Raw genomic sequence first — 23869 nt, 5'->3', positions numbered from 1 at the left:
CCGGCTCAGTCCCGGGCGGGCGAACCCCAGGTGCGGGCCCGCAACGGCATCCCGGAGGCGCCCGACTCCGGGGTCCGGACGGCCAGGACCTGGTTGACGCCGATGCGGTTGCGCTCGAAGGCCAGGGCGGAGGCGGCCATGTACAGGCGCCAGACCCGGGCCCGCCCGGGGCCGGTGAGCAGCACGGCGCGCTCCCAGTCGGCCTCCACCCGGGCCACCCAGCGGCGCAGGGTGAGGGCGTAGTGCTCGCGGATCGACTCCACGTCGCGCACCTCGAACCCGGCGCGCTCCAGCTGGGTCACGGTGACGCCGACCGGCTGGAGCTCGCCGTCGGGGAAGACGTAGGAGTCGATGAAGGAGTCGACGCTGTACGCCGACTCGTCGCGCTGCGGGCGGCGGGCGATCTGGTGGTTCAGCAGCCGCCCGCCGGGCTTGAGCAGGTCGTACAGGTCGGCGGCGTACTCCAGGTACCGGTCGGCGCCGACGTGCTCGGCCATGCCGATGGAGGAGATCGCGTCGTAGGGGCCGTCGCGGACGTCGCGGTAGTCCTGGACGCGGATCTCGACCTTGTCGGTGAGACCCTCGTCGGCGACGCGCTTGCGGGCGTAGGCGGCCTGCTCCTGGGAGAGCGTGACCCCGACGACGCTCACCCCGTGTTCGCGGGCGGCGTGGACGGCCATCGAGCCCCAGCCGCAGCCGACGTCGAGCAACCGCTGACCGGGCTTCAGGCCCAGCTTGCGGCAGACGAGTTCGAGCTTGTCGTGCTGGGCCTGTTCCAGAGTGCTGTCCGGGGCGGGCCAGTAGGCGCAGGAGTACACCATGGACGGGCCGAGGACGATCTCGTAGAAGTCGTTGCCGACGTCGTAGTGGTGGCTGACGGCGCGCCGGTCGGTGTGCTTGGTGTGCAGGTGGCGCCGGGGACTGCGGACCTCCTCGGGGGGCGGGGAGGGCGGCAGCGGGAGGCCCCCGAGCCGGATCAGGCCGCGGACGGCGGTGCGCACCTCGGGATCGCGCAGGGCCTGGGCGAGGGTGCGGGCGTCCTCGCCGCGCTCCCAGACGATGCCGGCGAGCAGGTCGAGCATGGTGTAGAGGTCGCCCTCGATGTCCAGGTCGCCCGCCACCCAGGCGCGGGCCAGGCCCAGTTCGCCCGGCTTCCACAGCAGGCGGCGCAGGGCCCGGCGGTTGCGTACGACCAGCGCCGGGGCGCCCGGCGGACCCGCCTGTGAACCGTCCCAGGCGCGGATGCGCACGGGAAGCGGTGCTCCCAGCATCTGTGCGAAGAGGCCCTGCAGCCGCTGCGCGGCGTCTGCCATGGTGTACACCTCCGTGACGAGGATCCCGGCATGTCCGGACACCACGTAAACACCTGCGAAGCCCCGGTGCAGTCCCCGGCACGCGTCATGTCCGGGCAAAAACCGTTCTTCCCCCGCCCGGCGGGACGGGGCCCGGGCACACCGAAGGGCCTCCCGCACCACGGATGGCGGGAGGCCCTTCGGCGGACTGCTCGGGGAGCCGGGGTCAGGAGGCCTTGGCCTTCTCCTCGGTCTTCTCCTTCGGCGCGGCGGCGACCGGAGCCGGCTTGGCGGCCTCGTAGAACTCCTCGCGCGGGGTCTCGATCGCTCCGAGGGAGACGACTTCGCGCTTGAGGAACATGCCGAGGGTCCAGTCGGCGAACACGCGGATCTTGCGGTTCCAGGTCGGCATCGCCAGGCCGTGGTAGCCACGGTGCATGTACCAGGCGAGACGGCCCTTGAGCTTGATCTTCATCTTGCCCATGACGATCATCGCGACGCCCTTGTGGAGGCCGAGACCGGCCACCGCGCCCTTGTTGGCGTGCGAGTAGTTCTTCTGCGGGAAGCCCCGCATGCCCGACACCACGTTGTCGCCGAGGACCTTGGCCTGGCGCAGCGCGTGCTGGGCGTTCGGCGGGCACCAGGCGTTCTCGTTGCCCGCCTTGCGGCCGACGAGGTCCGGAACCTGGGCGTTGTCGCCGGCGGCCCAGATGTAGTCGGTGCCCTTGACCTGGAGCGTCGGCTCGCAGTCGACGTGGCCGCGGGGGCCGAGGGGCAGGCCGTAGCGGGCGAGGGCCGGGTTGGGCTTGACGCCGGCGGTCCACACGATGGTGTTGGAGTCGACCTCCAGGCCGTTCTTCAGCACCACGTGGCCGTCCACGCAGGAGTCCATGGAGGTGGACAGGTAGACCTCGACGCCGCGGCCCTCGAGGTGCTCCTTGCCGTACTTGCCGAGCTTGGGGCCGACCTCGGGGAGGATCTTGTCGGCGGCGTCGACCAGGATGAAGCGCATGTCCTCGCGGGACACGTTCTTGTAGTACTTGGCCGCGTCGCGGGCCATGTCCTCGACCTCGCCGATGGTCTCGGCCCCGGCGAAGCCGCCGCCCACGAAGACGAAGGTGAGCGCCTTGCGGCGGATCTCCTCGTCGGTGGTGGAGTCGGCCTTGTCGAGCTGCTCGAGGACGTGGTTGCGCAGGCCGATGGCCTCCTCGATGCCCTTCATGCCGATGCCCTGCTCGGCGAGGCCGGGGATCGGGAAGGTGCGGGAGACCGCGCCGAGGGCGACGACCAGGTAGTCGAAGGGCAGCTCGTAGGCCTCGCCGACCAGCGGGGAGACCGTGGCGACCTTGCGGTCCTGGTCGATGGTGGTGACCCGGCCGGTGAGGACCTCCGCCTTGGGCAGCACGCGTCGCAGCGGGACGACGACGTGGCGCGGGGAGATGTTGCCGGCGGCGGCTTCGGGGAGGAAGGGCTGGTAGGTCATGTACGACCGGGGGTCGACGACCGTGACGGTCGCCTCGCCGTAGCGCATCTTCTTCTGGATGCGCCGAGCTGCGTACAGGCCTACGTACCCACCGCCTACTACGAGGATCCTGGGACGCTCCGTGGTGCTCATGCCATCGAGTATCCACCCGCCTCAGGGGGGTGGCTCGTGCGCCCCTTCACAAGGTTGTGGAGGGGGTGTGCTATCCTCCGCCGCCCGCGTGATCCATGTCATGGTGACAACCGGGAGCGATTGTGCACCCCGGACCGTTGTCAATGCCGCGTGAGCTGCCTCTCTGGGTCTGACGACCCCCTGTGAGGACGTCGGGAAGTGGCGTGCGGCACCCCTCTCCGGAGCCCTCCATATCATGCTTCTGAACATGTTCAAAGGGCAGTTCGGCCCCCGGACGGGTCAACGAGGGCCCTTCGATCCCCCGCAGGGGCCGAAATCCTTGTGAAGAACTTCACGAACTTTCCCGACGGGCTGTCGCCGAGGAGCCCTCCGGACCCCCCGGCACACGCTCATCCGTAGCCCGTGCCTGCTCAGAAGGGGCTAGGCGACCGACCACGCGATGCCGTCGAGGATGTCGTGTTCGCTGACCACGACCTCCTGCGCCCCGGTGCGCTCCATGATCGACAGCAGGACCAGAGCCCCCGCTGCGATCACGTCGACCCGGCCCGGGTGCATGGACGGCACGGCCGCCCGCTCGGCGTGGGTGGAGCGCAGCAGCCACTCGGTGATCTCGCGGACCCTCTCCAGGGAGACCCGGGAGTGGTGGATGGCCTCGGAGTCGTACTCGGGCAGCTCCTGGGCGATCGCCGACACGGTCGTCACGGAACCGGCCAGGCCGACCAGCGTGCGGGCCTCGCGCAGCGGCACGGTCTCCTCGGCCAGGTCGAGGGCGGCCTCGATGTCGGCCCGCATCGCGGCGATCTGCTCCGGCGACGGCGGGTCGCTCACCACGCCGTCGCGGACCAGGTGCCGCTCCGTCATGCGCACGCAGCCGATGTCCACCGACCGGGCCGCACGGACCCGGTCGTCGCCCACGACGAACTCGGTCGAGCCGCCGCCGATGTCCACCACCAGGTAGGGCGTGGGGAGGTGGTCGCTCCCGGCCAGCTCCCTGGTGGCGCCGGTGAAGGAGAACTCGGCCTCCCGGTCCCCGGTGATCACCTCGGGCTCCACGCCGAGGATGTCCAGCACGCCGCGCACGAACTCGTCGCGGTTCCCGGCGTCCCGGGAGGCGGAGGTGGCCACGAACCGCAGCCGCTGCGCCCCGTGCTCCTTGATGATCCCGGCGTACTCCCGGCAGGCCGCGAAGGTCCGCTCCAGCGCCTCGGGGGCGAGCCGGCCGGTGCGGTCGACGCCCTGCCCGAGCCGCACGATCGTCATCCGGCGGTCCAGGTCGGCCAGCTCACCGGTGGCCGGGTCCGCGTCGGCGACCAGCAGGCGGATGGAGTTCGTACCGCAGTCCACGGCGGCGACACGGGTCACTGTCCGTCCTCCTCGAGCGGCTTGACGGCGAAGTGCCCCGAGTCCGTGCCGTCGGCCCGCCACCCGTCACCGCTCGGCGGCCCGGCGGGCGTCACGCAGGCCCCCTTGCGCCACCACTCCGGCAGCATGGCCAGCGCCTCGTCGCCCAGCGGGTTCACGCCCGGGCCCGCGGCCAGCGAGTGCGCGACCAGCACGTGCAGGCACTTCACGCGGTCCGGCATGCCGCCCGCGCTCGGGAAGTTCTTCAGCTCCTCGATCTCGTCGCGACGCCGGATGTAGTCCTCGTGGGCCGCCCGGTACGCCGCCGCCAGCTCCGGGTCCGCGGCCAGGCGCTCGGTCATCTCCTTCATGACGCCGTTCGCCTCCAGCGTGCCGATCGCCGAGTTCGCCTTCGGGCACGTCAGGTAGTACAGCGTCGGGAAGGGCGTGCCGTCGGGCAGGCGCGGGGCCGTCTCCACGACGTCGGGCTGTCCGCAGGGGCAGCGGTGCGCGATGGCCCGCAGTCCGCGCGGGGGCCGACCGAGCTGCTGCTTGAAGGCCTCGACGTCCGCGTCGGTGGGCTCGGTGCGCGGGGTGGTCGGCGGGGGCGTTTCCATGACTGTCTTCAGGGTGTCTTTCTCTGGGTTCTCTACGGGATTCACTGGGGCGCGTTCACCGGCCTGAGTCGTCGGCCTTGTCGACCCCGTCCCAGACGTTGGCGTACCAGGGGCGGTCGGCCGCGCCCAGGTCGGTGCGCGACTGCTTCGCCGCGTCCGGGTCGACGACGATGAATCCCGTCTCCCCCGGCATGACGTAGTGCAACCGCTGCCGGATCTGCTGCTCCGCGTACGCGTCGTCCTGCCAGCGGGCCTTGGCGTCGCGCAGCCTCTCGACGCGCTCGCGGGTCCGCTGCTGCTCGCGCTGCAGGTCCTCGATCTCGGCGCGCTGGGAGACGTACTGCCGCATCGGCCAGGCCAGGGCCACGATCAGCGAGCACATCACCAGCGCGAGCAGCGCGGCCCGGCCGGTCAGCCGGGAGCGGCGGGCCTGGCGCCTGGTCTGGGAGCGGTAGACCCGGGCCGCGGTCTGCTCACCGAGCAGCCGGATCCTGGTCGTGGTGGAGAACCGGTCCCGGTCCTTCACGGCCATGTCAGTCCGCCTCCCGCTCCGCCGTCATACGCGCGTACGTCCCCGGACACGGTACGGGACCGAGTACGGGGACGTACGTACGACGCTGCTGCCGACGGGCCGGGTCTGTCGCCGTCAGCCCTTGCCGTGCTTAGTGGTTCGCGGAGCGAAACCGCGGGAAGGCGCTGCGGCCGGCGTAGACCGCGGCGTCGTCGAGGATCTCCTCGATGCGCAGCAGCTGGTTGTACTTGGCCACGCGCTCGGAGCGGGCCGGGGCGCCGGTCTTGATCTGGCCGCAGTTGGTGGCGACGGCCAGGTCGGCGATGGTGACGTCCTCGGTCTCGCCGGAGCGGTGGGACATCATGCACTTGAAGCCGTTGCGCTGGGCCAGCTCCACGGCGTCCAGGGTCTCGGTCAGCGAGCCGATCTGGTTGACCTTCACCAGCAGCGCGTTGGCCGCGCCCTCCTCGATGCCGCGGGCCAGGCGCTCGGGGTTGGTGACGAACAGGTCGTCGCCGACGAGCTGGACCTTGTCACCGAGCTTGGCGGTGATGGTCTTCCAGCCCTCCCAGTCGTCCTCGAACAGCGGGTCCTCGATGGAGACGAGCGGGTACGCGTCGACGAGCTCCGCGTAGTACTCGGTCATCTCGGCCGCCGAGCGCTCCTTGCCCTCGAAGGTGTAGACGCCGTCCTTGTAGAACTCGGAGGCGGCGACGTCCAGGGCCAGGGCGATCTGCTCGCCGGGGGTGTAGCCGGCTTCCTTGATGGCTTCCAGGATGAGGTCGAGGGCCTCGCGGTTGGAGCCGAGGTTCGGGGCGAAGCCGCCCTCGTCGCCGAGGCCGGTGGCCAGGCCCTTGCCCTTCAGGACCTTCTTCAGCGTGTGGTAGATCTCGGCGCCCCAGCGCAGGGCCTCGGAGAAGGACTCCGCGCCGATCGGAGCGATCATGAACTCCTGGATGTCCACGTTGGAGTCGGCGTGCGAGCCGCCGTTCAGGATGTTCATCATCGGCACCGGCAGCAGGTGCGCGTTGGGGCCGCCCAGGTAGCGGAACAGCGGCAGGTCGCTGGCCTCGGAGGCGGCGTGGGCGACGGCGAGGGAGACGCCGAGGATGGCGTTGGCGCCGAGCGAGCCCTTGTTGTCGGTGGCGTCCAGGTCGAACATGGCCTGGTCGATCAGGCGCTGCTCGGTGGCGTCGTAGCCGACCAGCTCCGGGCCGATCTGCTCGATGACCGCGAGGACGGCCTTCTCCACACCCTTGCCGAGGTAGCGGTTCGAGTCGCCGTCGCGCAGCTCGATGGCCTCGAAGGCGCCCGTGGAGGCGCCGGACGGGACGGCGGCACGACCGGTGCTGCCGTCGTCGAGGCCGACCTCGACCTCGACCGTGGGGTTGCCTCGGGAGTCCAGGATTTCCCGGGCTACGACGACGTCGATGGACGGCACGAGCATCTCCTTCTGATGTGACGCGGTTACGCGGGTCGCGTGGACCCGGCGAGGTGCGGGCCGCGGTGGCTCGCGACATGAGCCTAACCGGCTCCGGGCGATCGGCCACCGGGTCGCCCACCCCATGGACAGAACCGAGAGTAAATTGTTTCCGAACGGAACAAAGCCGGTTCGCCAAGACCGGCCGAAACCTCCGCGAAGGCCCGGCCGGAAAACACCCCGCCCCGGCGTGTACGGGGGAACACGCCGGGGCGGGGAGCCCGGCCCGTGGGGACGGGGTGGGCCGCTGCTTACTTCAGGTGCAGCTGCTGGCCCGGGTAGATGAGGTTGGCGTCCTCGACGATGTCCTTGTTCAGCTCGAACAGCTTCTCCCAGCCGCCCTTGACCTTCTCCTCGGCGGCGATGGAGCTGAGGGTGTCGCCCGTGACGACCTTGTACTCGCCGTCGCCCTTCTTGACCTTCTTGCCGGTCGGGGTGGTGACGGTCTTCTTGGCGGCCGGGCGCTCGTCGGAGCGGGAGGCCGGCTGCTGCTGGGTCTCGCGGGACTCGGTGCTCTGCTGGCTCTGCTGGCTCTGCTGGCTCTGCTGCGAGGAGCCGGCGGAGCTGCCGGAGTCGCTCGAGGAACCGCCGCCGGTGTAGCCGGCGCTCGACAGGCCCTTGCCGCAGACCGGCCAGGCGCCCTTGCCCTGCCCGGCGAGAACCTTCTCGGCGATCTCGATCTGCTGCGCCTTGGTGGCCTGGTCGGCGGTGGAGGCGTACTTGGTGCCGCCGTAGCCGGCCCAGGTGGAGGCGGAGAACTGCAGACCGCCGTAGTAACCGTTGCCGGTGTTGATGGACCAGTTGCCGCCGGACTCGCACTGGGCGACCGCGTCCCACTCGGAGGCGGTGGCGGCGGAGGCGTTGCCGGCCGCCATCAGCGGAGCGGCGACGGCGGCGGAGGCGACGCCGGCGACGGCGATGGCGCGAGTGGCCTTGGACGGACGACGGTGCTTGCCCTTGCCGGAAAACAGCATGGATGGATCCCCTCACCGACGCCTGCGAGGTGAGCTGTCGGGTTCGGGCCGGTTGAGTTGCCCGGCCACGTCCCTCACGGGACGCGGCTCCACCCCTAGCCCTTCCGGCTCGACGAGCCGGTCGGGCACCTACCTTGGGTCCCCCGCTCCTGCCTACGGCGCTTGACGCGACGACTGTTCCCGTGCGGCCGCTGGCAGGATTCGGCGTTGCGGCAGCCGGGGCTCGCGGTGGCGAGCGGTCACGACCGTAGACAGGCGATCGCCGGAATTTCAAAGACGATCAGGGCTTCTGAGATCTATCTCTCACCGTGTCCATACGGGACATAGGCCATGAAACGGGGCGTGAACTCGCGTCGTTTCGGGGGGACTTCCGCCCCCGTTCCCCGCACTGCCCGAACGGCTACTTCCCGTCCGTTTCGTCCTCCGCCGTGAGCGTCTGACCGGGGAGAACGAGGGCCGAATCGCCGTCGGCCGCGTTCCCGTCCCCGGCGTCCTGCTCGTGCCATCCGCCGCTGATCCGGAGGGAGTCGGCGATGGACCACGAGCTGTCCCCGACACCGACGATGTAGGCGCCCTCGGACTCCTCTCCGGGCGCCTCCTCGCCGCGCGAGGCGTGCTTGCCGGAGGACCCGCCCGTACGGCCGTCCGTGGACTCGGCGCTCTCGTCGGCGCTGGGGCCGCGGTGCCGGCCGGAGCCGGTGTCGGCCACAGCCGAAGACCCGGCACTCGGACGCGAGTTGTCGGATTCGTCACTGCCGGGCGCGGCCGACCGCGAGTCGCCGGGCCCCTGACCGGCAGTGCGAGAGTCGGACGACTTGCCGGAATCAGCCGATTCGTCCGCAGATGCTGACGGAGTGCCAGACGGTGCCGCGCCCGACGGAGAGGAGGACGGAGACGCCGCCGACGGGGACGGCGAGGCGGAGGACGCGGACGAGCCGGGGGAGTCGAGCAATCCCGGCGAATCCGTCGGAGCGGATTCTCCGGACGCGCCGGACGCACCGGACGCACCGGACGCACCGGAGGAGCCCTCCCCGAGACCGGAGAGGAGCCCGCACGTGTGCCAGGCGCCGACCCCCTGGTCGGCGAGGATTCTCTCGGCCACGGCTATCTGTTGCGAGCGGCTGGCCAGATCGGCGCTCGCCGCGTACTCGAGGCCGCCGTACCTCTCCCAGTCCTCCTGGGAGAGCGCGAGGCCGCCGAAGTAGCCGTTGCCGCTGTTCTGGCTCCAGGCCCCACCGGTCTCGCAGTCCGCGATCCGGTCCCAGGTGGTGCCGTCGGCGGCGCTGGCACCGGAGGCCCCGAGGAGCGGGATCGCGATGGCGGAGCCGGTCACTCCGGCCGCGACGAGGAGAGCCGGAGCCTGGCGGGGGCGACGGTGACGACCGTTCCCGGAGAGCATACGGAGACCTTTCGCAAGACAGCAGTGACCTCCGCGGCGCCGTGACCGGGCCGCGTTGATGGGTGAACGTATCGGCACACGATCACTTGTCACAAGTTCATGCCGCGCAGATCACGTGAAGATCACAGACATGACGGCGTGTCATGTTTGGCCGGGGCCCTCGTCGGTCATGGCGGCCGTCACACCGCCGTGAACTCCACCGGGAGGGTCCGCAGCCCGCGCATGATGAGACCGCCGCGCCAGCGCAGCTCGGCGGGGTCGGCGGCGAGCCGGAGGTCGGGAAGGCGCGTCAGCAGCGTGGCGAGCGCGGTCCGGCCCTCCAGCCGGGCGAGGGGGGCGCCGAGGCAGTAGTGGATGCCGTGGCCGTATCCGAGGTGCTGGTTGTCCCGGCGGGACAGGTCCAGTACGTCCGGGTCGGCGAAGCGCTCCGGGTCCCGGTCCGCGGCCGCCAGCACCACCAGGACCGGGTCGCCGGCCTCGACGCGCTGCCCGCCGATGGTCAGCGGCTGGGTGGCGAAGCGCCAGGTGGCGAGCTCCACGGGGCCGTCGTAGCGCAGCAGTTCCTCCACGCCGGTCTCCAGCAGGCCCTGCTCCCCGGCGGCGAGGGACGCCTGCAGGCGGGCCCGCTGCCCGGGGTGGGTGAGCAGGGCGTAGATGCCGTTGCCGATGAGGTTGACGGTCGTCTCGAACCCTGCGAACAGCAGGATGAACGCCATGGCCGCCGCCTCGTTCTCGGTGAGCTGCTCACCGTGGTCGGAGGCGCGGATGAGGCCGGAGATGAGGTCCTCCCCGGGAGCCGGCTCGGCGGGCAGCGCCTCGCGCTTGCGGTGGATGAGCTCGGCGAGGTAGCCGCGCATCTTCTTCACCGAGCGGGCGACACCGCCGCGGGGCCCGCCCTGGTGACGGATCATCATGCCCGCCCAGTCGCGGAAGTCGTCCTGGTCCTCGCGGGGGACGCCGAGCAGGTCGCAGATGGCGTAGATGGGCAGCGGGAAGGCGAACTCGTGGATGAGGTCCGCCGACCCGGTGCGCGCGAACCCGTCGATGAGCCCGTCGGTCAGCTCCTGCACCCGGGGCGCGAACTCGGCGACCCGCCGGGGCGTGAACGCCTTCGACACCAGCCGCCGCAGCCGGGTGTGGTCCGGCGGGTCGATGTTCAGCAGGTGCGTCATCAGCTCCGCCTTGCGCTCCCCCGGGATCCCGGTCCTGCCCTTGGCGTGGGCCGGTTCGTCGTGGTGCGCCGGGTTCTTGGAGAGCCGGGGGTCGGCGAGCGTCTGCTTGGCGTCCGCGTACCGCGTGACCAGCCAGGCCTCCACCCCGCTGGGCAGCCGCGTCCTGTGCACCGGGGCGTGCTCGCGCAGCCAGGCGTAGGCGGGATAGGGGTCGCTCGCGAACTCCCACGTGAAGAGTTCGGGAGCGGTGGCGGGCGTGCTGGGCTGGGGCTGGTCGGTCACGGTCCGACGGTATCCGGCCGGCCGGCCCCGCCCCGCCCGGGTCCGCTCAACCCTCGGCCTGCCGGATCGCGTCCCGGTAGGCCCGGGCCGCCGCTCGCAGCGCCGCCTCCGGGTCCACCCCTTCTGCCTCCGCGCGGACCGCCAGGGCCAGCAGTTCGTAGCCGATGCCCTCGACCGGGGGCAGCGGTATGTCGAGCCCGGCCGTGCGGGCCCGGGAGGCGAGCTTGGCCGCCAGGGCCAGCCCGGGCTGGCCGAGGGGGACGCCCTCGGTGACCGAGGTGCGCTGCTTCTCGATCGCCTTGGTGCGCAGCCAGTGGGCCTTGACCTCCTCGGGGGTCGTGGCCGTCGCGTCGCCGAAGACGTGCGGGTGGCGGTGGACGAGCTTGGCGACGATGCCGCCCGCCACGTCGTCGATGGAGAAGGGCGCCTGCGGGTCCTCCTCGGCGATGCGGGCGTGGAAGACGACCTGCAGGAGGACGTCACCGAGCTCCTCGCGCAGTTCGTCGCGGTCGCCCTCCTCGATCGCCTCGACCAGTTCGTAGGCCTCCTCGATGCCGTACTTGGCCAGGCCCTCGTGGGTCTGCCGGGAGGACCAGGGGCACTCGGCACGGATGCGGTCCATCACCTGGACGAGGTCGAGGAGGCGGGCGCCGGGCAGGTCGTAGGAGGCCGGGAGCAGCTCCAGCTCCGGCATGGTGAGGCGACCGCCGCCGGCGAGGCGGGCGAGTCCGTCGGTCAGGGCCGGCTCGCCCTCGCCGGTCGCCACGACGACCACCGTGCGGCCGCCTGCGCAGGCGTCGACCAGCTCCTGCGCGGTGGGCGACGCCTCCTCCACGGCGACGCCGGCCTCACGCAGGTACGGCAGTTGGGGATGGGTTCCGTCCGCGCACAGCACCCGGTCGGCCGCGTGCAGCGCCTGCCAGGCGGGCCAGGACAGCAGGCCGGGGGCGACGCGGTGGCTGGTGGTGAGCAGGACGACGCGGCCGGGGGCGTCGGCCGCGCCGGGGGCGGCCTGCCGGTGGCCCGGGACGGCTTCGGGGCTGTTGGCGTTCACGTTTCGAAGCTATCCCACGTGGCCGGCGGTGGCGGACGTCGTCCACAGGGGGTGGGACCGGAAGGCCGCCGCCCGGCCCGCGGGCCGGGAGTCGTCCACAGGGCCGCTCCGGTCCCTCCCCGGCGTGCTACATGGACTGCTGTGCCTGCGCCGCCGTCACGTCGCGGACCCACGGGGTCTTGGCGTCGGCGCGGCTGCTCTTGCGGACGTCCCAGGTGCCGTAGCGCGGGTTGAGGTCGACGTCGAGTTCCTTGGAGGCGTCCGAGAGGGCCTTCCAGAACTCGGGGCGGCCGGTGTCGGTGCCGAGCTTCTCGGCGAGCTTCTGGGCCTCCAGCTGGAGGCGGAGGTTTTCCTCCAGGCGCCGCGGCGGGATGCCGTACTGCTGGAGCCAGGTCGTCTCCAGCGCCTTGGCGCCGCCGGCCTGCTTCTCCAGGCCGGAGCGCATCTTCTGGATCTCTTTGCGGGTGACGGTCACGCCGGCGTCCCGGGCCGCGCGGTGCAGCACCCGGTCGAGCACCATGGTCTGCAGGGTGTCCCGGGTGAGGGTGCCGGTCCGGGCGATGGCCTGCCGGTACTGCGCCTCGTCCCGCACGGCCGCCCGCTGGGCCGCCCGGACCTCGCCCACCCGCTCCTCCAGCTGGGAGACGGTGATGCGCTGGCCGCCCACCACGGCCGCGGCACCGGGATGCGCGTCGTTCCCGCAGGCGGTGAGGAGGGGCGCCGCGGCGGCGATCGCGGCGGTGAGGACGAGCGCGGTGCGACGGCGGCGGTGCAAGGAGACCTCCCGAGGAGATTGTGCGACGGTGCACAAGGTCTTGCGGTGATCGATGGTAGGCAGTGGGCAGGCTCTGGCCAACCCATTCGACCAACGATTCACCGGGACTTCCGGCATCGCCGCGCCGCCTCCGGACCGGGCCTCAGCCCCGCACCTGCCCCAGCCACTGCAGCGTGCGGCGGATCTCCACCCCCAGCGGGTGCCCCTGACCGTGCGTGCGTTCGACGTCGTGCAGCAGCCGGGCCAGGGTGTCGTGGGCGGCGCCCCGGTCGCCGAGGGCCAGCAGCAGGTGCCCGATGCGGCGGCGCACGTCGTGCGCCAGCTCCGGGCCGCCGGCGGCGACGTACTGGTTCTCGTAGTACGGCAGCAGCGCCCGGTACTCGGCGAGCGCAGCGGCCGGTTCGCCGAGCTGTTCGAGGCACTGGGCGGCCTCGTAGCGGAACCGCAGGCACTGCGGGTCGGCCTGGCCGGCCTCGGCGGCGCGTTCGTCGGCGAGGCGGCGCAGCTCGGGCAGGGCGCGCCGGTACTGGCCGTCGTCCAGCAGGGTGGCCGCGTACTGCCGGCGCAGGGTGCGCACCACCGGGGAGTGCTCGCCGTGCTGCCCGGCCGCGACGGGCAGGATCGCGCCGAGGATGTCGACGGCCTGGGTGATGCGGCCCTCGCCGAGCAGGCGTTTGACCTCGTCGACGGCCCGGGCGATGTCCGTGTTCCCCGGCGACTCCGGGACGGAGGTGGCGGGCGCGGGCTGCGGTGCGGGGGTGCGGGCCCGGTCCGGCCACGGGGCGTGCGGGCGCAGGAAGGGGCGGGTGGGGTCCAGGGACGCCCCGGTGGGAGTGCCGCGCGCGGGCAGGAGCGGTTCCAGGCGCTCGTACACCTCCTGGGCGGAGGCGGGCCGGTGCTGCGGATCCTTGGCGAGCAGGCGCAGCACCAGGGTCTCCAGGGCCTCGGGCACCTCGGGCCGCAGCCGGCGCACCGGGACCGGCGGTTCGTACAGGTGCCGGTGCAGGACGCCGAGCGCGGTGGAGCCGGAGAACGGGACGTCGCCGCTGAGCAGTTCGTGCAGGACCACGCCGAGCGCGTACAGGTCGGTGTAGGGGCCGACCGCGCCGCCCATCGCCTGCTCCGGGGCCATGTAGGCGGGCGAGCCGATGGGCGTTCCGGTGTGGGTCAGGCGGGTGGTGTCCGTCTCCATGACGGAGGCGACGCCGAGGTCGAGCACGGTGACCGTGCCGTCCTGCTTCACCATCACGTTGCGCGGCTTGAGGTCGCGGTGGACGATCGGCACGGCGTGCACGGCGCTCAGCACGGCGCACAGCTGGGCCGCCACCGCGACCGCCCACGGCCAGGGGTACGGGGTGCGCCCGGCGAGGTGACCGGCCAGGTCGGCGCCGTCGATGTACTGCATGACGAGGAACAGCTCCTCGCCCTCGCTGCCCGCGTCGTGCACGGTGACCAGGCCGGGGTGGGCGACCTGTGCGGTCACCCGGCACTCCCGAAGGAAGCGGCGGCGCAGCTCCTCCGCGTCCTGGCCGGCCACCTTGTCGGGCCGCAGCAGCTTCACGGCGACGCGCCGGTCCAGCCGCTGGTCGTACGCCGTCCAGACCTGGCCCATGCCGCCCTGGCCGAGGACGGCGGACAGTTCGTAACGACCGGCGACGACGCGTCCCGCCTCGGCGCTCACCTGCCGCCCTCGGGTTCACCGGGGGTGCCGTCCGGCCTGCCCTCCTGCCGGCGCAGGTAGTCGCTGAGCTCGTCGAGTTCGGCGCGCACCTGGTCGATGCGGGCGGGTGCGGGCCGCTGCGGGACCGGCGGGACGGGGTGCTGCGGCGGCTGGGGCTGCTGCTGCGGGACGGGCGTGGCGGCCGGGTTGTAGGGCGTCGCCTGGTGCGGGTAGCCGTACGGGGTCTGCGAGGAGACGAGGGTCGGCCCCTGCGAGGGCGGGTAGCCCGCGAACCGGCGCTGCGCGCCGTGGTGGCCGATGTCCACGATGAGGAAGTAGATCGCGGACCCCAGGCCGAGCAGCATGATCACGGCGAGCGCTATGTCGGTGCGGTGGTCGCCCTCCGGGAGCGCGCCGATCACCACGAAGCAGATGACGGACAGGGGCAGGCTGACCCAGGCCGCGATCCAGTCGTACACCTTGCCGCGCAGGACGGCGGCCCGGAACAGCGGGACGCAGGCCAGCACGCCGCACGTGAGGACTCCGGCTGCGGCGATCAGCACGCGCAGGAAGATGACCGTTGCCGCGCTGCGGGGAGGCGGCGCCGCGCCGTGGCCGTACATGACTGCTCCTGGTCCGGTGTGGGCCGAATGGGACGGGTGCGTGCGGGTGACAGAGCACGGTGGGGAGTCCGAGCGTATAGCCCGACACGGACCACCGGTCACGGGTTGTACCGAACCGTTGTCGTGCTGATCACTTCGCGTGTCAGGAGTGCGGAAAGGGACGTGGGTCCTATCCCCCGCACTGCTTCAGCATCGTCTCCTTGTCCGGTGCCGTCACGGGCAGGTCGTACTTCAGGGACACCTGGGCGAAGCGCACGGCGTAGGCGCAGCGGATCCGCTTGTCCGGCGGCAGCCAGGACGCCGGGCCGGAGTCTCCCTTGGAGCCGTTGGTCGGCCCGTCCACCGGCATCAGGTTGAGCGGGTCGTTGGCGATCGCCTCCCGCTTGTCCCTGCTCCAGCGCGAGGCGCCCATCTGCCAGTCGTAGGACAGGGGCATGACGTGGTCGATCTGCACCTCGGTGGCCCGGGACTTCCTCCACTCGATGACCTTGCCGGTGTAGGGGTCGTGCAGCGTCAGCGAGACGACGACGCAGTCCGAGCCCGAGCGGAAGCGGAGCTTGTCGCCGTCCCGCTTCAGGAGGTCGTTGCGCGAGTCGCAGCCGTTGTGCGAGAAGGGGACCTCGCGCGGTGCCGAGTCCATCCAGGCGTAGCCGAACTTGTCGCGCTCGTAACCGGTGCGCGGGCCGCGGCCCTTGGTCCGCACCTTCCCGATCAGGGTGCGCGCCTCGGCCTGGTCGGCACCGGAGGTGACCGGTGCGAGTCCCGGCTCGGTGCCGTCCGGGTTGTCCAGCGGGTTCACCGCCCGGCCGTCCCCGGCGGCAGGCGCCCCGGAGCCCGAGGCTCCGCTCCCGTCCTGCGCAGGAGCGAGCCCTTCGCAGCCGGCCAGCGCCGCACCGGTGAACACCATCGCGACAGCCAGTGCCGCCCCACCCCTCAGACGCCTCACCGTGCGCCCCTCCCTGCCCTGTTCGTTCCGCCTGCGCACGGGCGGCCCGTGCCTGGTCCCACGGTAGCGAGGCAGAGGTACAGACCACAGGGGGTGACAAGGGGCATACGGCGCATGCCGCGCGTATCGTCGGCCCTGAGTCACCTCCGGAAGGAGTGCCGGATGGGCATCTTCGACACGTTCAAGAGCCAGGCGCGGAACCGGGGCAGGCAAGGCTCCGGCACCGCGGAACAGCAGATCGACGAGAGGACCGGGGGCACGTACGAGGACCAGGTCGACTCCGGCCGGCAGCGCGGCGAGGGCGCGCTGGACATGGAGCGCGACCGGAACCGGCCCGAGCAGCAGTAACGCCCCCGGGACGGGAGGCCGTCCGCTGAGACACCCTGCGGGGCCGCTCCAGCGGGCGGCTTCCTCGCGCACCCGCCGCCGAGTCGGGGAACTGCCGGGTGGGCCCGGGGGCAGGGGGACGGGTGGCGCCGGGCTCAGGCCTTGCCCGGGCCCGACGCCGACGACGGGGTCTTCCTCAGGATCCCAGCACCGACGTGAGGAACTCGCCGACCCAGGCGAGGAGTTCGCGGCCGACCAGGGGCTTGCCGCCCACCTTGGCCGTCTTCGGGCGCGGCACCAGGACCTGGTGGGCGGCCGGCTTGATGACGGCCCCCGGGTAGAGCCGCTTGAGCCGCAGCTCCTGCGACTCGCGCAACTCCACCGGCGCGAAACGGACGTTGGTGCCCTGAAGCACGATCTCGCCGACGCCGCACGCCCGCGCGAACATCCGCAGCCCCGCCACGAGCAGCAGGTTCTCCACCGGCTCGGGCATCTTGCCGTACCGGTCGACGAGTTCCTCGCGGACCGCCTTGATGTCGTCCTCCGAGTTCGCGGAGGCGATGGCCCGGTACGCCTGCAGGCGCAGTCGCTCGCCGGGCGCGTAGTCGTGGGGGACGTGCGCGTCGACGGGCAGCTCGATCTTGACCTCGAGCGGCGGCTCCTCCTCGATCTCGCCGCTCTCCAGCTGGCGCCGGTAGTCCGCGACGGCCTCGCCGACCATCCGCACGTACAGGTCGAAGCCGACACCCGCGATGTGGCCGGACTGCTCGCCGCCGAGGAGGTTGCCCGCGCCGCGGATCTCCAGGTCCTTCATGGCGACGTACATGCCGGCGCCCATCTCCGTGTGCTGGGCGATGGTGGCCAGGCGCTCGTGGGCCGTCTCCGTCAGCGGCTTCTCCGGCGGGTAGAGGAAGTAGGCGTAACCGCGCTCGCGGCCCCGGCCCACGCGGCCGCGCAGCTGGTGCAGCTGCGAGAGTCCGAAGTTGTCTCCGCGCTCGACGATCAGGGTGTTGGCGTTGGAGATGTCGATGCCGGACTCGACGATCGTCGTGGACACCAGGACGTCGAACTTCTTCTCCCAGAAGTCGACGACGACCTTCTCCAGCGCCGACTCCGACATCTGGCCGTGCGCGGTGGCGATGCGCGCCTCGGGGACGATCTCGCGCAGGCGGGCGGCGGCCCGGTCGATGGACTCGACCCGGTTGTGGATGTAGAAGACCTGGCCCTCGCGCAGCAGTTCGCGGCGCACGGCCGCGCCGATCTGCTTCTCCTCGTAGGGGCCGACGAAGGTCAGCACCGGGTGGCGCTCCTCCGGCGGTGTGGTGATCGTCGACATCTCGCGGATGCCGGTGACCGCCATCTCCAGCGTCCTCGGGATCGGGGTCGCGGACATCGTCAGCACGTCGACGTTCGCGCGCAGCTTCTTCAGCTGCTCCTTGTGCTCGACGCCGAAGCGCTGCTCCTCGTCGACGATGACCAGGCCCAGGTCCTTGAACCTGGTCTCGGACGAGAACAGCCGGTGCGTGCCGATGACGATGTCGACCGAACCCTCGCGCAGGCCCTCCAGGACCGCCTTGGCCTCGGTGTCGCTCTGGAAGCGGGACAGCGCCCTCACGTTCACCGGGAACTGCGCGTACCGCTCGCTGAACGTGCCGAAGTGCTGCTGCACCAGCAGGGTCGTCGGCACCAGCACGGCGACCTGCTTGCCGTCCTGGACGGCCTTGAAGGCGGCCCGGACCGCGATCTCGGTCTTGCCGTAGCCGACGTCGCCGCAGATCAGGCGGTCCATGGGGATCGACTTCTCCATGTCCTCCTTGACCTCGGCGATGGTGGTGAGCTGGTCGGGCGTCTCCGCGTAGGGGAAGGCGTCCTCCAGTTCGCGCTGCCAGGGCGTGTCCGGCCCGAAGGCGTGCCCGGGGGCGGCCATGCGCGCGCTGTAGAGCTTGATGAGGTCGGCGGCGATCTCCTTGACGGCCTTCTTCGCGCGGGCCTTCGTCTTCGTCCAGTCGGCGCCGCCCAGGCGGTGCAGGGTGGGCGCCTCGCCGCCGACGTACTTGGTGATCTGCTCCAGCTGGTCGGTGGGGATGTACAGCCGGTCGCCGGGCTGGCCGCGCTTGGCGGGCGCGTACTCCACGACCAGGTACTCGCGGGTGGCGCCCTGCACGGTGCGCTGGACCATCTCGATGTAGCGGCCCACGCCGTGCTGCTCGTGGACGATGTGGTCGCCCGGCTCCAGGGTGAGCGGGTCGATGGTCTTGCGGCGGCGGGCCGGCATCCGGGCGCCCTCGCGGCCGGAGGCCTTCTGCCCGGTCAGGTCCGTCTCGGTGAGGACGGCGAGTCTGAGGGCCGGATCGACGAAGCCGTGGTCGATCGACCCGCACGCCACGTGCACGACCGACGGGGAGATCTCGCCGAGGTCGCCGTCCAGGCGGGCGGCGATGCCCTCGCCGCCGAGCACCTCCACCGTACGGGCGGCCGGGCCGTGGCCCTCGGTGACGAACACCGCGCGCCAGCCGTCGGCGAGCCAGCCCTTGGTGTCGGCGAGCGCCTTGGCGGTGTCCCCGCGGTAGGTCTCCGGGGCGTGCATGCCGAGCTTGAGGGTGTCCCCGTGGAGCTCCTCGTCGGCGGCGAACGGCGACACCGACCACCACATCATGTCCAGCTCGCGGGCGCGGTCCCGGACGTCGGCGATGGACCACAGGGAGGCCGCGCCGACGTCGATGGGCGCCTCGCCGCCGCCCGCGGTGGCCGCCCAGGACGCCTGCAGGAACTCCTGCGAGGTGGCGACCAGGTCCGACGCGCGCGTGCGCACCCGCTCGGGGTCGCAGACGACGGCCATGGCGCCCTTGGGCAGCACGTCGAGCAGCAGCTCCATGTCGTCGACGAGGACGGGGGCCAGGGACTCCATGCCCTCCACGGCGATGCCCTCGGCGATCTTGCCGAGCAGCTCGCCCAGCTCGGGGTGGCGCTCGGCCAGGGCGCGCGCCCGCTCGCGGACGTCCTCGGTGAGCAGCAGCTCACGGCAGGGCGGGGCCCACAAGCCGTGCTCGGCGACTTCCAGGGAACGCTGGTCGGCGACCTTGAAGTAGCGGATCTCCTCGACGTCGTCGCCCCAGAACTCCACGCGCAGGGGGTGCTCCTCGGTGGGCGGGAACACGTCGAGGATGCCGCCGCGCACGGCGAACTCGCCGCGCTTCTCCACCAGCTCCACGCGCGCGTAGGCGGCGGCCGCGAGGGCTTCCACCACCTCGTTCAGATCGGCGCTCTGCCCGGTCCGCAGCGCCACCGGCTCCAGGTCGCCCAGGCCCTTGACCTGCGGCTGGAGGACGGAGCGGACAGGGGCCACGACGACGGAGACCGGGCCGGTCTCGGGGTCGTCGGGGCGTGGGTGGGCCAGGCGGCGCAGCACGGCCAGGCGGCGGCCGACGGTGTCGCTGCGGGGGCTGAGCCGTTCGTGCGGGAGCGTCTCCCAGGACGGGTACTCCACGACGCCCTCGGGGGGCAGGAGGGAGCGCAGGGCGGCGGCCAGGTCCTCCGCCTCGCGGCCGGTCGCCGTGACCGCGAGGACCGGGCGGCCCGTCTCGCGGGCCAGGGCGGCGACCGTGAAGGGGCGGGCGGCCGGCGGGCCGACCAGGTCGACGTGCATGCGGTTGCCGTCGGCGGCGGCCCTGATCGCTTCCGCGAGGGCGGCGTCCTTGGTGACGGCGTCGAGCAGACCGTGCAGGCTCATTCGGGGCTTTTTCCGTCCAGGGGGGTGGGCAACACGACGGGCCCGACGCGCGCTGCGGGCCGGGGGTCTCCAGCGTACGTCGCTGCGCGGCTCGGCGTCGGGGCCTGTGGATGACGCCCCCGGGGGTGAGGTGCTCGGCGTCGGTGTCCTGGCCCGCCCGGGGGGCTGCGGCTTCCGGACCCCCGGGACCTGCGCCCCCCGGCCGCGCGGAGCGGCCGGACAGGAAACCGGGCACGCCGGTCGTGACAGCACCCGGCGCCGGGAAGTCCCGTCCAGGACCTCCGGCGCCGGGTCCCCCGCAACCCCCGTGTGCGGTGGTTCTCGGCGGCGGTCCGCTACTCCGTCGCGATCGCGTTCAGCACGTTCATCCGCCCCGCCCGGAACGCCGGGACCAGGGCCGCGAACAGGCCCACGAACGCCGAGCCGACGAAGACGCCGATGATCGTCGGCCAGGGGATGTCCAGGACCATCAGGCCCTCCAGCTCCAGCAACTGCTGGGCCGTGGCGCCCCAGCCCATGCCCAGGCCGAGGCCCAGCAGGGCGCCGAAGAGGGCGATGACGACCGACTCCATGCGGATCATGCGGCGCAGCTGACGGCGCGAGAGGCCGATCGCCCGCATCAGGCCGATCTCCCGGGTGCGCTCCACCACGGACAGGGCCAGGGTGTTCACCACGCCCAGGACGGCGACGATGATCGCCAGGGCCAGCAGGCCGTAGATCATGTTGAGCAGCTGGCCGATCTGGTCCTTCAGGGCTTCCTTGTAGTCGGTCTGGTCGCGCACCGTGTACTGCGGGTAGTCGTGCAGCGCCGACTTCAGGGACGTGTAGGCGGCGTCCTGCTTGCCCTCCTCGGCCGAGGCGAACAGCAGGGTGTCCAGCGGCATCTTGTCGGCCGGGACGTACTCGGCCATCGTCGCGATGGACGTGTACATCGCGCCCGCGTCGATCACGACGTCGCTGCTGGTGATCGCCCGGACGGTGAGGTCGGCGGTCTCGCCGTCCTCGAAGGCCACCCGCACCTTGGAGCCGAGGGTGATGCGGTGGTCCTTGGCGAACTTCTCGTGGACCGACATCGAGTCGGGCTTGTAGGCGTCGGTGAGCGTGCCGGCGACCGTCTCGGTGCGCAGGTCGGTCGCGTAGGAGGGGTCGGCCGCCGTGATGGCGGTGTCCTTGAGGGTCTTGCCGTCGGGGGTGGTGAAGTCGGCCTGGGTCCACTTGTACTCGGTGACCCGCTCCAGGTCCGGGGCGGACTTGACGGCCTGGACCGCCTGCGGGCTGATCAGCTGGCCGCTGTCGGACTGGATGATGAAGTCCGTGCCGACGGTCTTGTCGAGCTGGTCGGTGGCGGAGGCCACCATGGAGGAGCCGACCACGGACAGGCACGCGACCAGGGCCAGGCCGATCATCAGGGCGGCGCCGGTCGCGCCGGTGCGGCGCGGGTTGCGCAGGGCGTTGCGCTCGGCCATGCGGCCGACGGGGCCGAACATGCGCAGCAGGACCGCGCCGAGGACGCGGACCACCGCACCGGCGAGCAGCGGGCCGACGACCACGAAGCCGATGAGCGACAGCACCACGCCGAGGCCGAGCCAGAGCGACCCCTCGGTGGCCTTGTCGGCGGCGGAGGCCAGGTAGAGGCCGAAGACGCCCGCGCCGGTCAGGACGGTGCCGATGACGCCGCGGATCCAGCCGGCCTTGGCGTCGGCCGGGGCTCCCGCGTCGCGCAGGGCGGCCATCGGGGAGATCTTCCCGGCCCGGCGGGCGGGCAGGTAGGCGGCGAGCACGGTGACGACGACGCCGAGGACGAGACCGACCACGGGGGTCGTCCAGGCCACGGTGAGGTCGTCGGTGGACAGCTCCATGCCCATCTGGCCCATGAGCTTCATCAGGCCGACGGCGAGGCCGACGCCCGCGCCGACGCCGAGCAGCGAGCCGACGAGGCCGAGCAGCAGCGCCTCGGCGAGCACGGAGCGGTTGACCTGCTTGCGCGAGGAGCCGATGGCCCGCATCAGGCCGATCTCGCGGGTGCGCTGGGCGACCAGCATGGAGAAGGTGTTGATGATCAGGAAGATGCCGACGAGGAAGGCGATCCCGGCGAAGCCGAGCATCGCGTACTTCATGACGTTCATGAAGCCCTCGACGTCCTTCTGGTTGGCGTCGGCGGTCTCCTTGGCCGTCTTGACCTGGTAGCCGCTGCCGAGTTCGGCCGCGACGTTCTTCTTCAGCTGCGCGTCGCTGACGCCGGTGGCCGCGGTGACGTTGACGTTGGTGTAGACGCCGGTCTCGCCGACCAGGGCCTGCTGGGCGGTCCTGGTGTCGAGGTAGAAGATCGCGGCACCGGGGTTGGTGACGGTGAAGTCGGCGATGCCGGAGATCTTCGCGGTGTGGTTGCCGACGGCGGTGAGCACGGCGATCTCGTCGCCGAGCTTCAGGCCGTGCTTGTCGGCGGTGTCGGCGTCGACCATGATCTGGTCGGCGCCCCGGGGCGCCGCACCGGAGGTGATCTTCATGGTGCGGGCGTCGTTGCGGTTCCAGCTGCCCACGACGGTCGGGGCGCCGCTGGAGGGCGACAGGCTGTCCTTGTCGGCGTCGACGACCGTCACCGAGGTGGAGAAGACGGTGCCCTCGGCGGACTTCACGCCCTGGGCCGTGCGGACCTCGCCGAGCACCGAGGCCGGGATGACCGGCGGCTTGCCGTTGTCGGCGGTGGTCTCACCGCTGTCGGAGGCTCCCTTGGCACTCACCGTCACGTCGGAGGAGGTGGCCGCGAACAGCTTGTCGAACGTGGTGGACATGGTGTCCGTGAAGACGAGCGTGCCGCAGACGAAGGCGACGGACAGCAGGACGGCGATCGCCGACAGGGCCATGCGCCCCTTGTGCGCGACGAAGTTGCGCATCGAGGTCTTCATGACGGTCATGACGTGCGCCCCCGGGCGTCGAAGTCCTTCATGCGGTCCAGGACGGCCTCGGCCGTGGGCTTGAGCATCTCGTCGACGATGCGGCCGTCGGCGAGGTAGAGCACGCGGTCCGCGTAGCTGGCGGCGACCGGGTCGTGGGTGACCATGACGATGGTCTGGCCCAGTTCGTCGACCGAGCGGCGCAGGAAGCCGAGGACCTCGGCGCCGGCGCGCGAGTCGAGGTTGCCGGTCGGCTCGTCGCCGAAGATGATCTCGGGCCGGGCGGCGAGGGCCCGGGCCACGGCGACGCGCTGCTGCTGGCCGCCGGAGAGCTGGGTCGGCCGGTGCTTGAGCCGGTCGGCCAGGCCCACGGTCTCCACCACCCGCGTCAGCCACGCCTGGTCGGGCTTGCGGCCCGCGATGTCCATGGGCAGCGTGATGTTCTCGATGGCGTTGAGGGTCGGCAGCAGGTTGAACGCCTGGAAGATGAACCCGATCCGGTCCCGGCGCAGCTGCGTCAGCCTCTTGTCCTTGAGACCGGTGATCTCGGTCTCGTCGAGGTAGATCTGCCCGCCGGTGACGGTGTCGAGCCCGGCGAGGCAGTGCATCAGCGTGGACTTGCCGGAGCCCGAGGGGCCCATGATCGCGGTGAACTGGCCGCGTGCGATGTCCACGTCGACGTGGTCGAGGGCGACGACCCGGGTCTCACCGGACCCGTACGCCTTCACGACCTGCCGCGCCCGCGCGGCAACGGCCGTACGCCCTCCAGTACCCCCGTGCCTGGGAATGGTCACAGCCGAAGTCACGGTATGTCTCCTATATCGGTCAGCAGATGGTGAAGGCGGTCGCCGGGCCGGCGGCCGCTGGTGCGGTGCCGGGCCGGGCGGTCCGTCCGACGTGTGCCAAGTCTCGTGGCGGGAGGGGGTCCTGCGCCCTGGTGTCCAGCGCAGTCTTTTGCTGAGGAAAACCCCACCCCCGCCGGTGTGCCCACCGCCCCCCGGCGGCGTAAAGCCAGGTTAAGGACGGGCCCCCGCCCCTCTCGTCCTCCGTCGGTACGAACCCTCCCCAGGTCGTAGTACGGAGGTACCCCTAGGGGCAGTCCACCGTGGGGTGGAGGCCGTCTCAGGGTCGGCTCCGTCCGTCGGCTCACCCAGGTTCCACCCTCCCGCGACGTCAG

Annotated in this window: 18 protein-coding genes and 1 riboswitch; of the genes, 1 reads left to right on the top strand and 17 read right to left on the bottom strand. The window is 71.9% G+C overall.

All coding sequences use genetic code 11. The features are described 5' to 3' along the window. Positions 1-5: 5 nt before the first annotated feature. From Q5694_RS24710 to Q5694_RS24645, 14 genes are all read right to left on the bottom strand, one after another. Positions 6-1313, bottom strand: a complete 1308-nt coding sequence (locus tag Q5694_RS24710; protein ID WP_333935504.1) for a class I SAM-dependent methyltransferase — start codon at positions 1311-1313, stop codon at positions 6-8. Between the two features lie 205 nt (positions 1314-1518). Beyond that, positions 1519-2907: an NAD(P)/FAD-dependent oxidoreductase gene (locus Q5694_RS24705; RefSeq protein WP_333935503.1), complete on the bottom strand. Its 1389-nt coding sequence runs from the start codon at positions 2905-2907 to the stop codon at positions 1519-1521. A 420-nt stretch (positions 2908-3327) separates the two neighbouring features. Next, positions 3328-4269 (bottom strand): Ppx/GppA phosphatase family protein, encoded by a 942-nt coding sequence (locus Q5694_RS24700; protein ID WP_333935502.1) that lies wholly within the window; start codon positions 4267-4269, stop codon positions 3328-3330. Next, positions 4266-4865 carry a DUF501 domain-containing protein gene (locus tag Q5694_RS24695; RefSeq protein ID WP_333935501.1) on the bottom strand — a complete coding sequence of 200 codons (600 nt, stop codon included), beginning with the start codon at positions 4863-4865 and terminating at the stop codon, positions 4266-4268. The genes Q5694_RS24700 and Q5694_RS24695 overlap by 4 nt, the downstream gene beginning before the upstream one ends. A 55-nt stretch (positions 4866-4920) precedes the next feature. After that, positions 4921-5397, bottom strand: a complete 477-nt coding sequence (locus tag Q5694_RS24690; RefSeq protein ID WP_333935500.1) for an FtsB family cell division protein — start codon at positions 5395-5397, stop codon at positions 4921-4923. A gap of 130 nt (positions 5398-5527) precedes the next feature. Beyond that, complete coding sequence (gene eno / locus Q5694_RS24685; RefSeq protein WP_333935499.1) at positions 5528-6817, bottom strand: phosphopyruvate hydratase; 1290 nt, start codon at positions 6815-6817, stop codon at positions 5528-5530. Between the two features lie 290 nt (positions 6818-7107). Beyond that, entirely contained in the window at positions 7108-7830 is a 723-nt protein-coding gene (locus Q5694_RS24680; protein WP_333935498.1) for a transglycosylase family protein, read from the bottom strand. 4 nt (positions 7831-7834) lie between these two features. Next, positions 7835-8001: riboswitch (cyclic di-AMP (ydaO/yuaA leader) on the bottom strand. Between the two features lie 229 nt (positions 8002-8230). Further along, the gene (locus Q5694_RS24675) at positions 8231-9229 is read right to left on the bottom strand and encodes a transglycosylase family protein (RefSeq protein ID WP_333935497.1); all 999 of its coding nucleotides are present in this window, start codon (positions 9227-9229) and stop codon (positions 8231-8233) included. A 179-nt stretch (positions 9230-9408) separates the two neighbouring features. Beyond that, on the bottom strand, positions 9409-10683 hold the full coding sequence (locus Q5694_RS24670) for a cytochrome P450 family protein (RefSeq protein ID WP_333935495.1): 1275 nt from the start codon (positions 10681-10683) through the stop codon (positions 9409-9411). Between the two features lie 46 nt (positions 10684-10729). After that, positions 10730-11737 (bottom strand): nucleoside triphosphate pyrophosphohydrolase, encoded by a 1008-nt coding sequence (locus tag Q5694_RS24665; RefSeq protein ID WP_333935494.1) that lies wholly within the window; start codon positions 11735-11737, stop codon positions 10730-10732. Positions 11738-11864: 127 nt separating this feature from the next. Then, positions 11865-12512, bottom strand: coding sequence for a SurA N-terminal domain-containing protein (locus Q5694_RS24660; RefSeq protein WP_333935492.1), 648 nt, complete (start codon positions 12510-12512; stop codon positions 11865-11867). A 142-nt stretch (positions 12513-12654) separates the two neighbouring features. Next, positions 12655-14151 carry a serine/threonine-protein kinase gene (locus Q5694_RS24655; protein ID WP_333935587.1) on the bottom strand — a complete coding sequence of 499 codons (1497 nt, stop codon included), beginning with the start codon at positions 14149-14151 and terminating at the stop codon, positions 12655-12657. 38 nt (positions 14152-14189) lie between these two features. Beyond that, positions 14190-14795: a hypothetical protein gene (locus tag Q5694_RS24650; protein WP_333935491.1), complete on the bottom strand. Its 606-nt coding sequence runs from the start codon at positions 14793-14795 to the stop codon at positions 14190-14192. Between the two features lie 169 nt (positions 14796-14964). Further along, positions 14965-15741, bottom strand: coding sequence for an HNH endonuclease family protein (locus Q5694_RS24645; RefSeq protein ID WP_333935490.1), 777 nt, complete (start codon positions 15739-15741; stop codon positions 14965-14967). A 162-nt stretch (positions 15742-15903) separates the two neighbouring features. Here Q5694_RS24645 and Q5694_RS24640 point away from each other — a divergent pair, with 162 nt between their 5' ends. After that, complete coding sequence (locus Q5694_RS24640; RefSeq protein ID WP_333935489.1) at positions 15904-16089, top strand: antitoxin; 186 nt, start codon at positions 15904-15906, stop codon at positions 16087-16089. 175 nt (positions 16090-16264) lie between these two features. Here the strand turns inward: Q5694_RS24640 and mfd are convergent, their stop codons facing one another. From mfd to Q5694_RS24625, 3 genes are all read right to left on the bottom strand, one after another. Further along, the gene (mfd, locus tag Q5694_RS24635) at positions 16265-19798 is read right to left on the bottom strand and encodes a transcription-repair coupling factor (protein WP_333935488.1); all 3534 of its coding nucleotides are present in this window, start codon (positions 19796-19798) and stop codon (positions 16265-16267) included. A gap of 335 nt (positions 19799-20133) precedes the next feature. Beyond that, complete coding sequence (locus Q5694_RS24630; protein WP_333935486.1) at positions 20134-22713, bottom strand: ABC transporter permease; 2580 nt, start codon at positions 22711-22713, stop codon at positions 20134-20136. Then, positions 22710-23498: an ABC transporter ATP-binding protein gene (locus Q5694_RS24625; protein WP_333935485.1), complete on the bottom strand. Its 789-nt coding sequence runs from the start codon at positions 23496-23498 to the stop codon at positions 22710-22712. Before Q5694_RS24625 ends, Q5694_RS24630 begins: the two co-directional genes overlap by 4 nt. Positions 23499-23869 lie beyond the last annotated feature (371 nt).

Origin of the sequence: Streptomyces sp. AHA2, from assembly GCF_036857595.1 — a bacterium.
Taxonomy (GTDB): domain Bacteria; phylum Actinomycetota; class Actinomycetes; order Streptomycetales; family Streptomycetaceae; genus Streptomyces.
The sequence above is the reverse complement of the archived record's forward strand: the minus strand, read 5'-3'. Positions and strand labels throughout refer to the sequence as shown.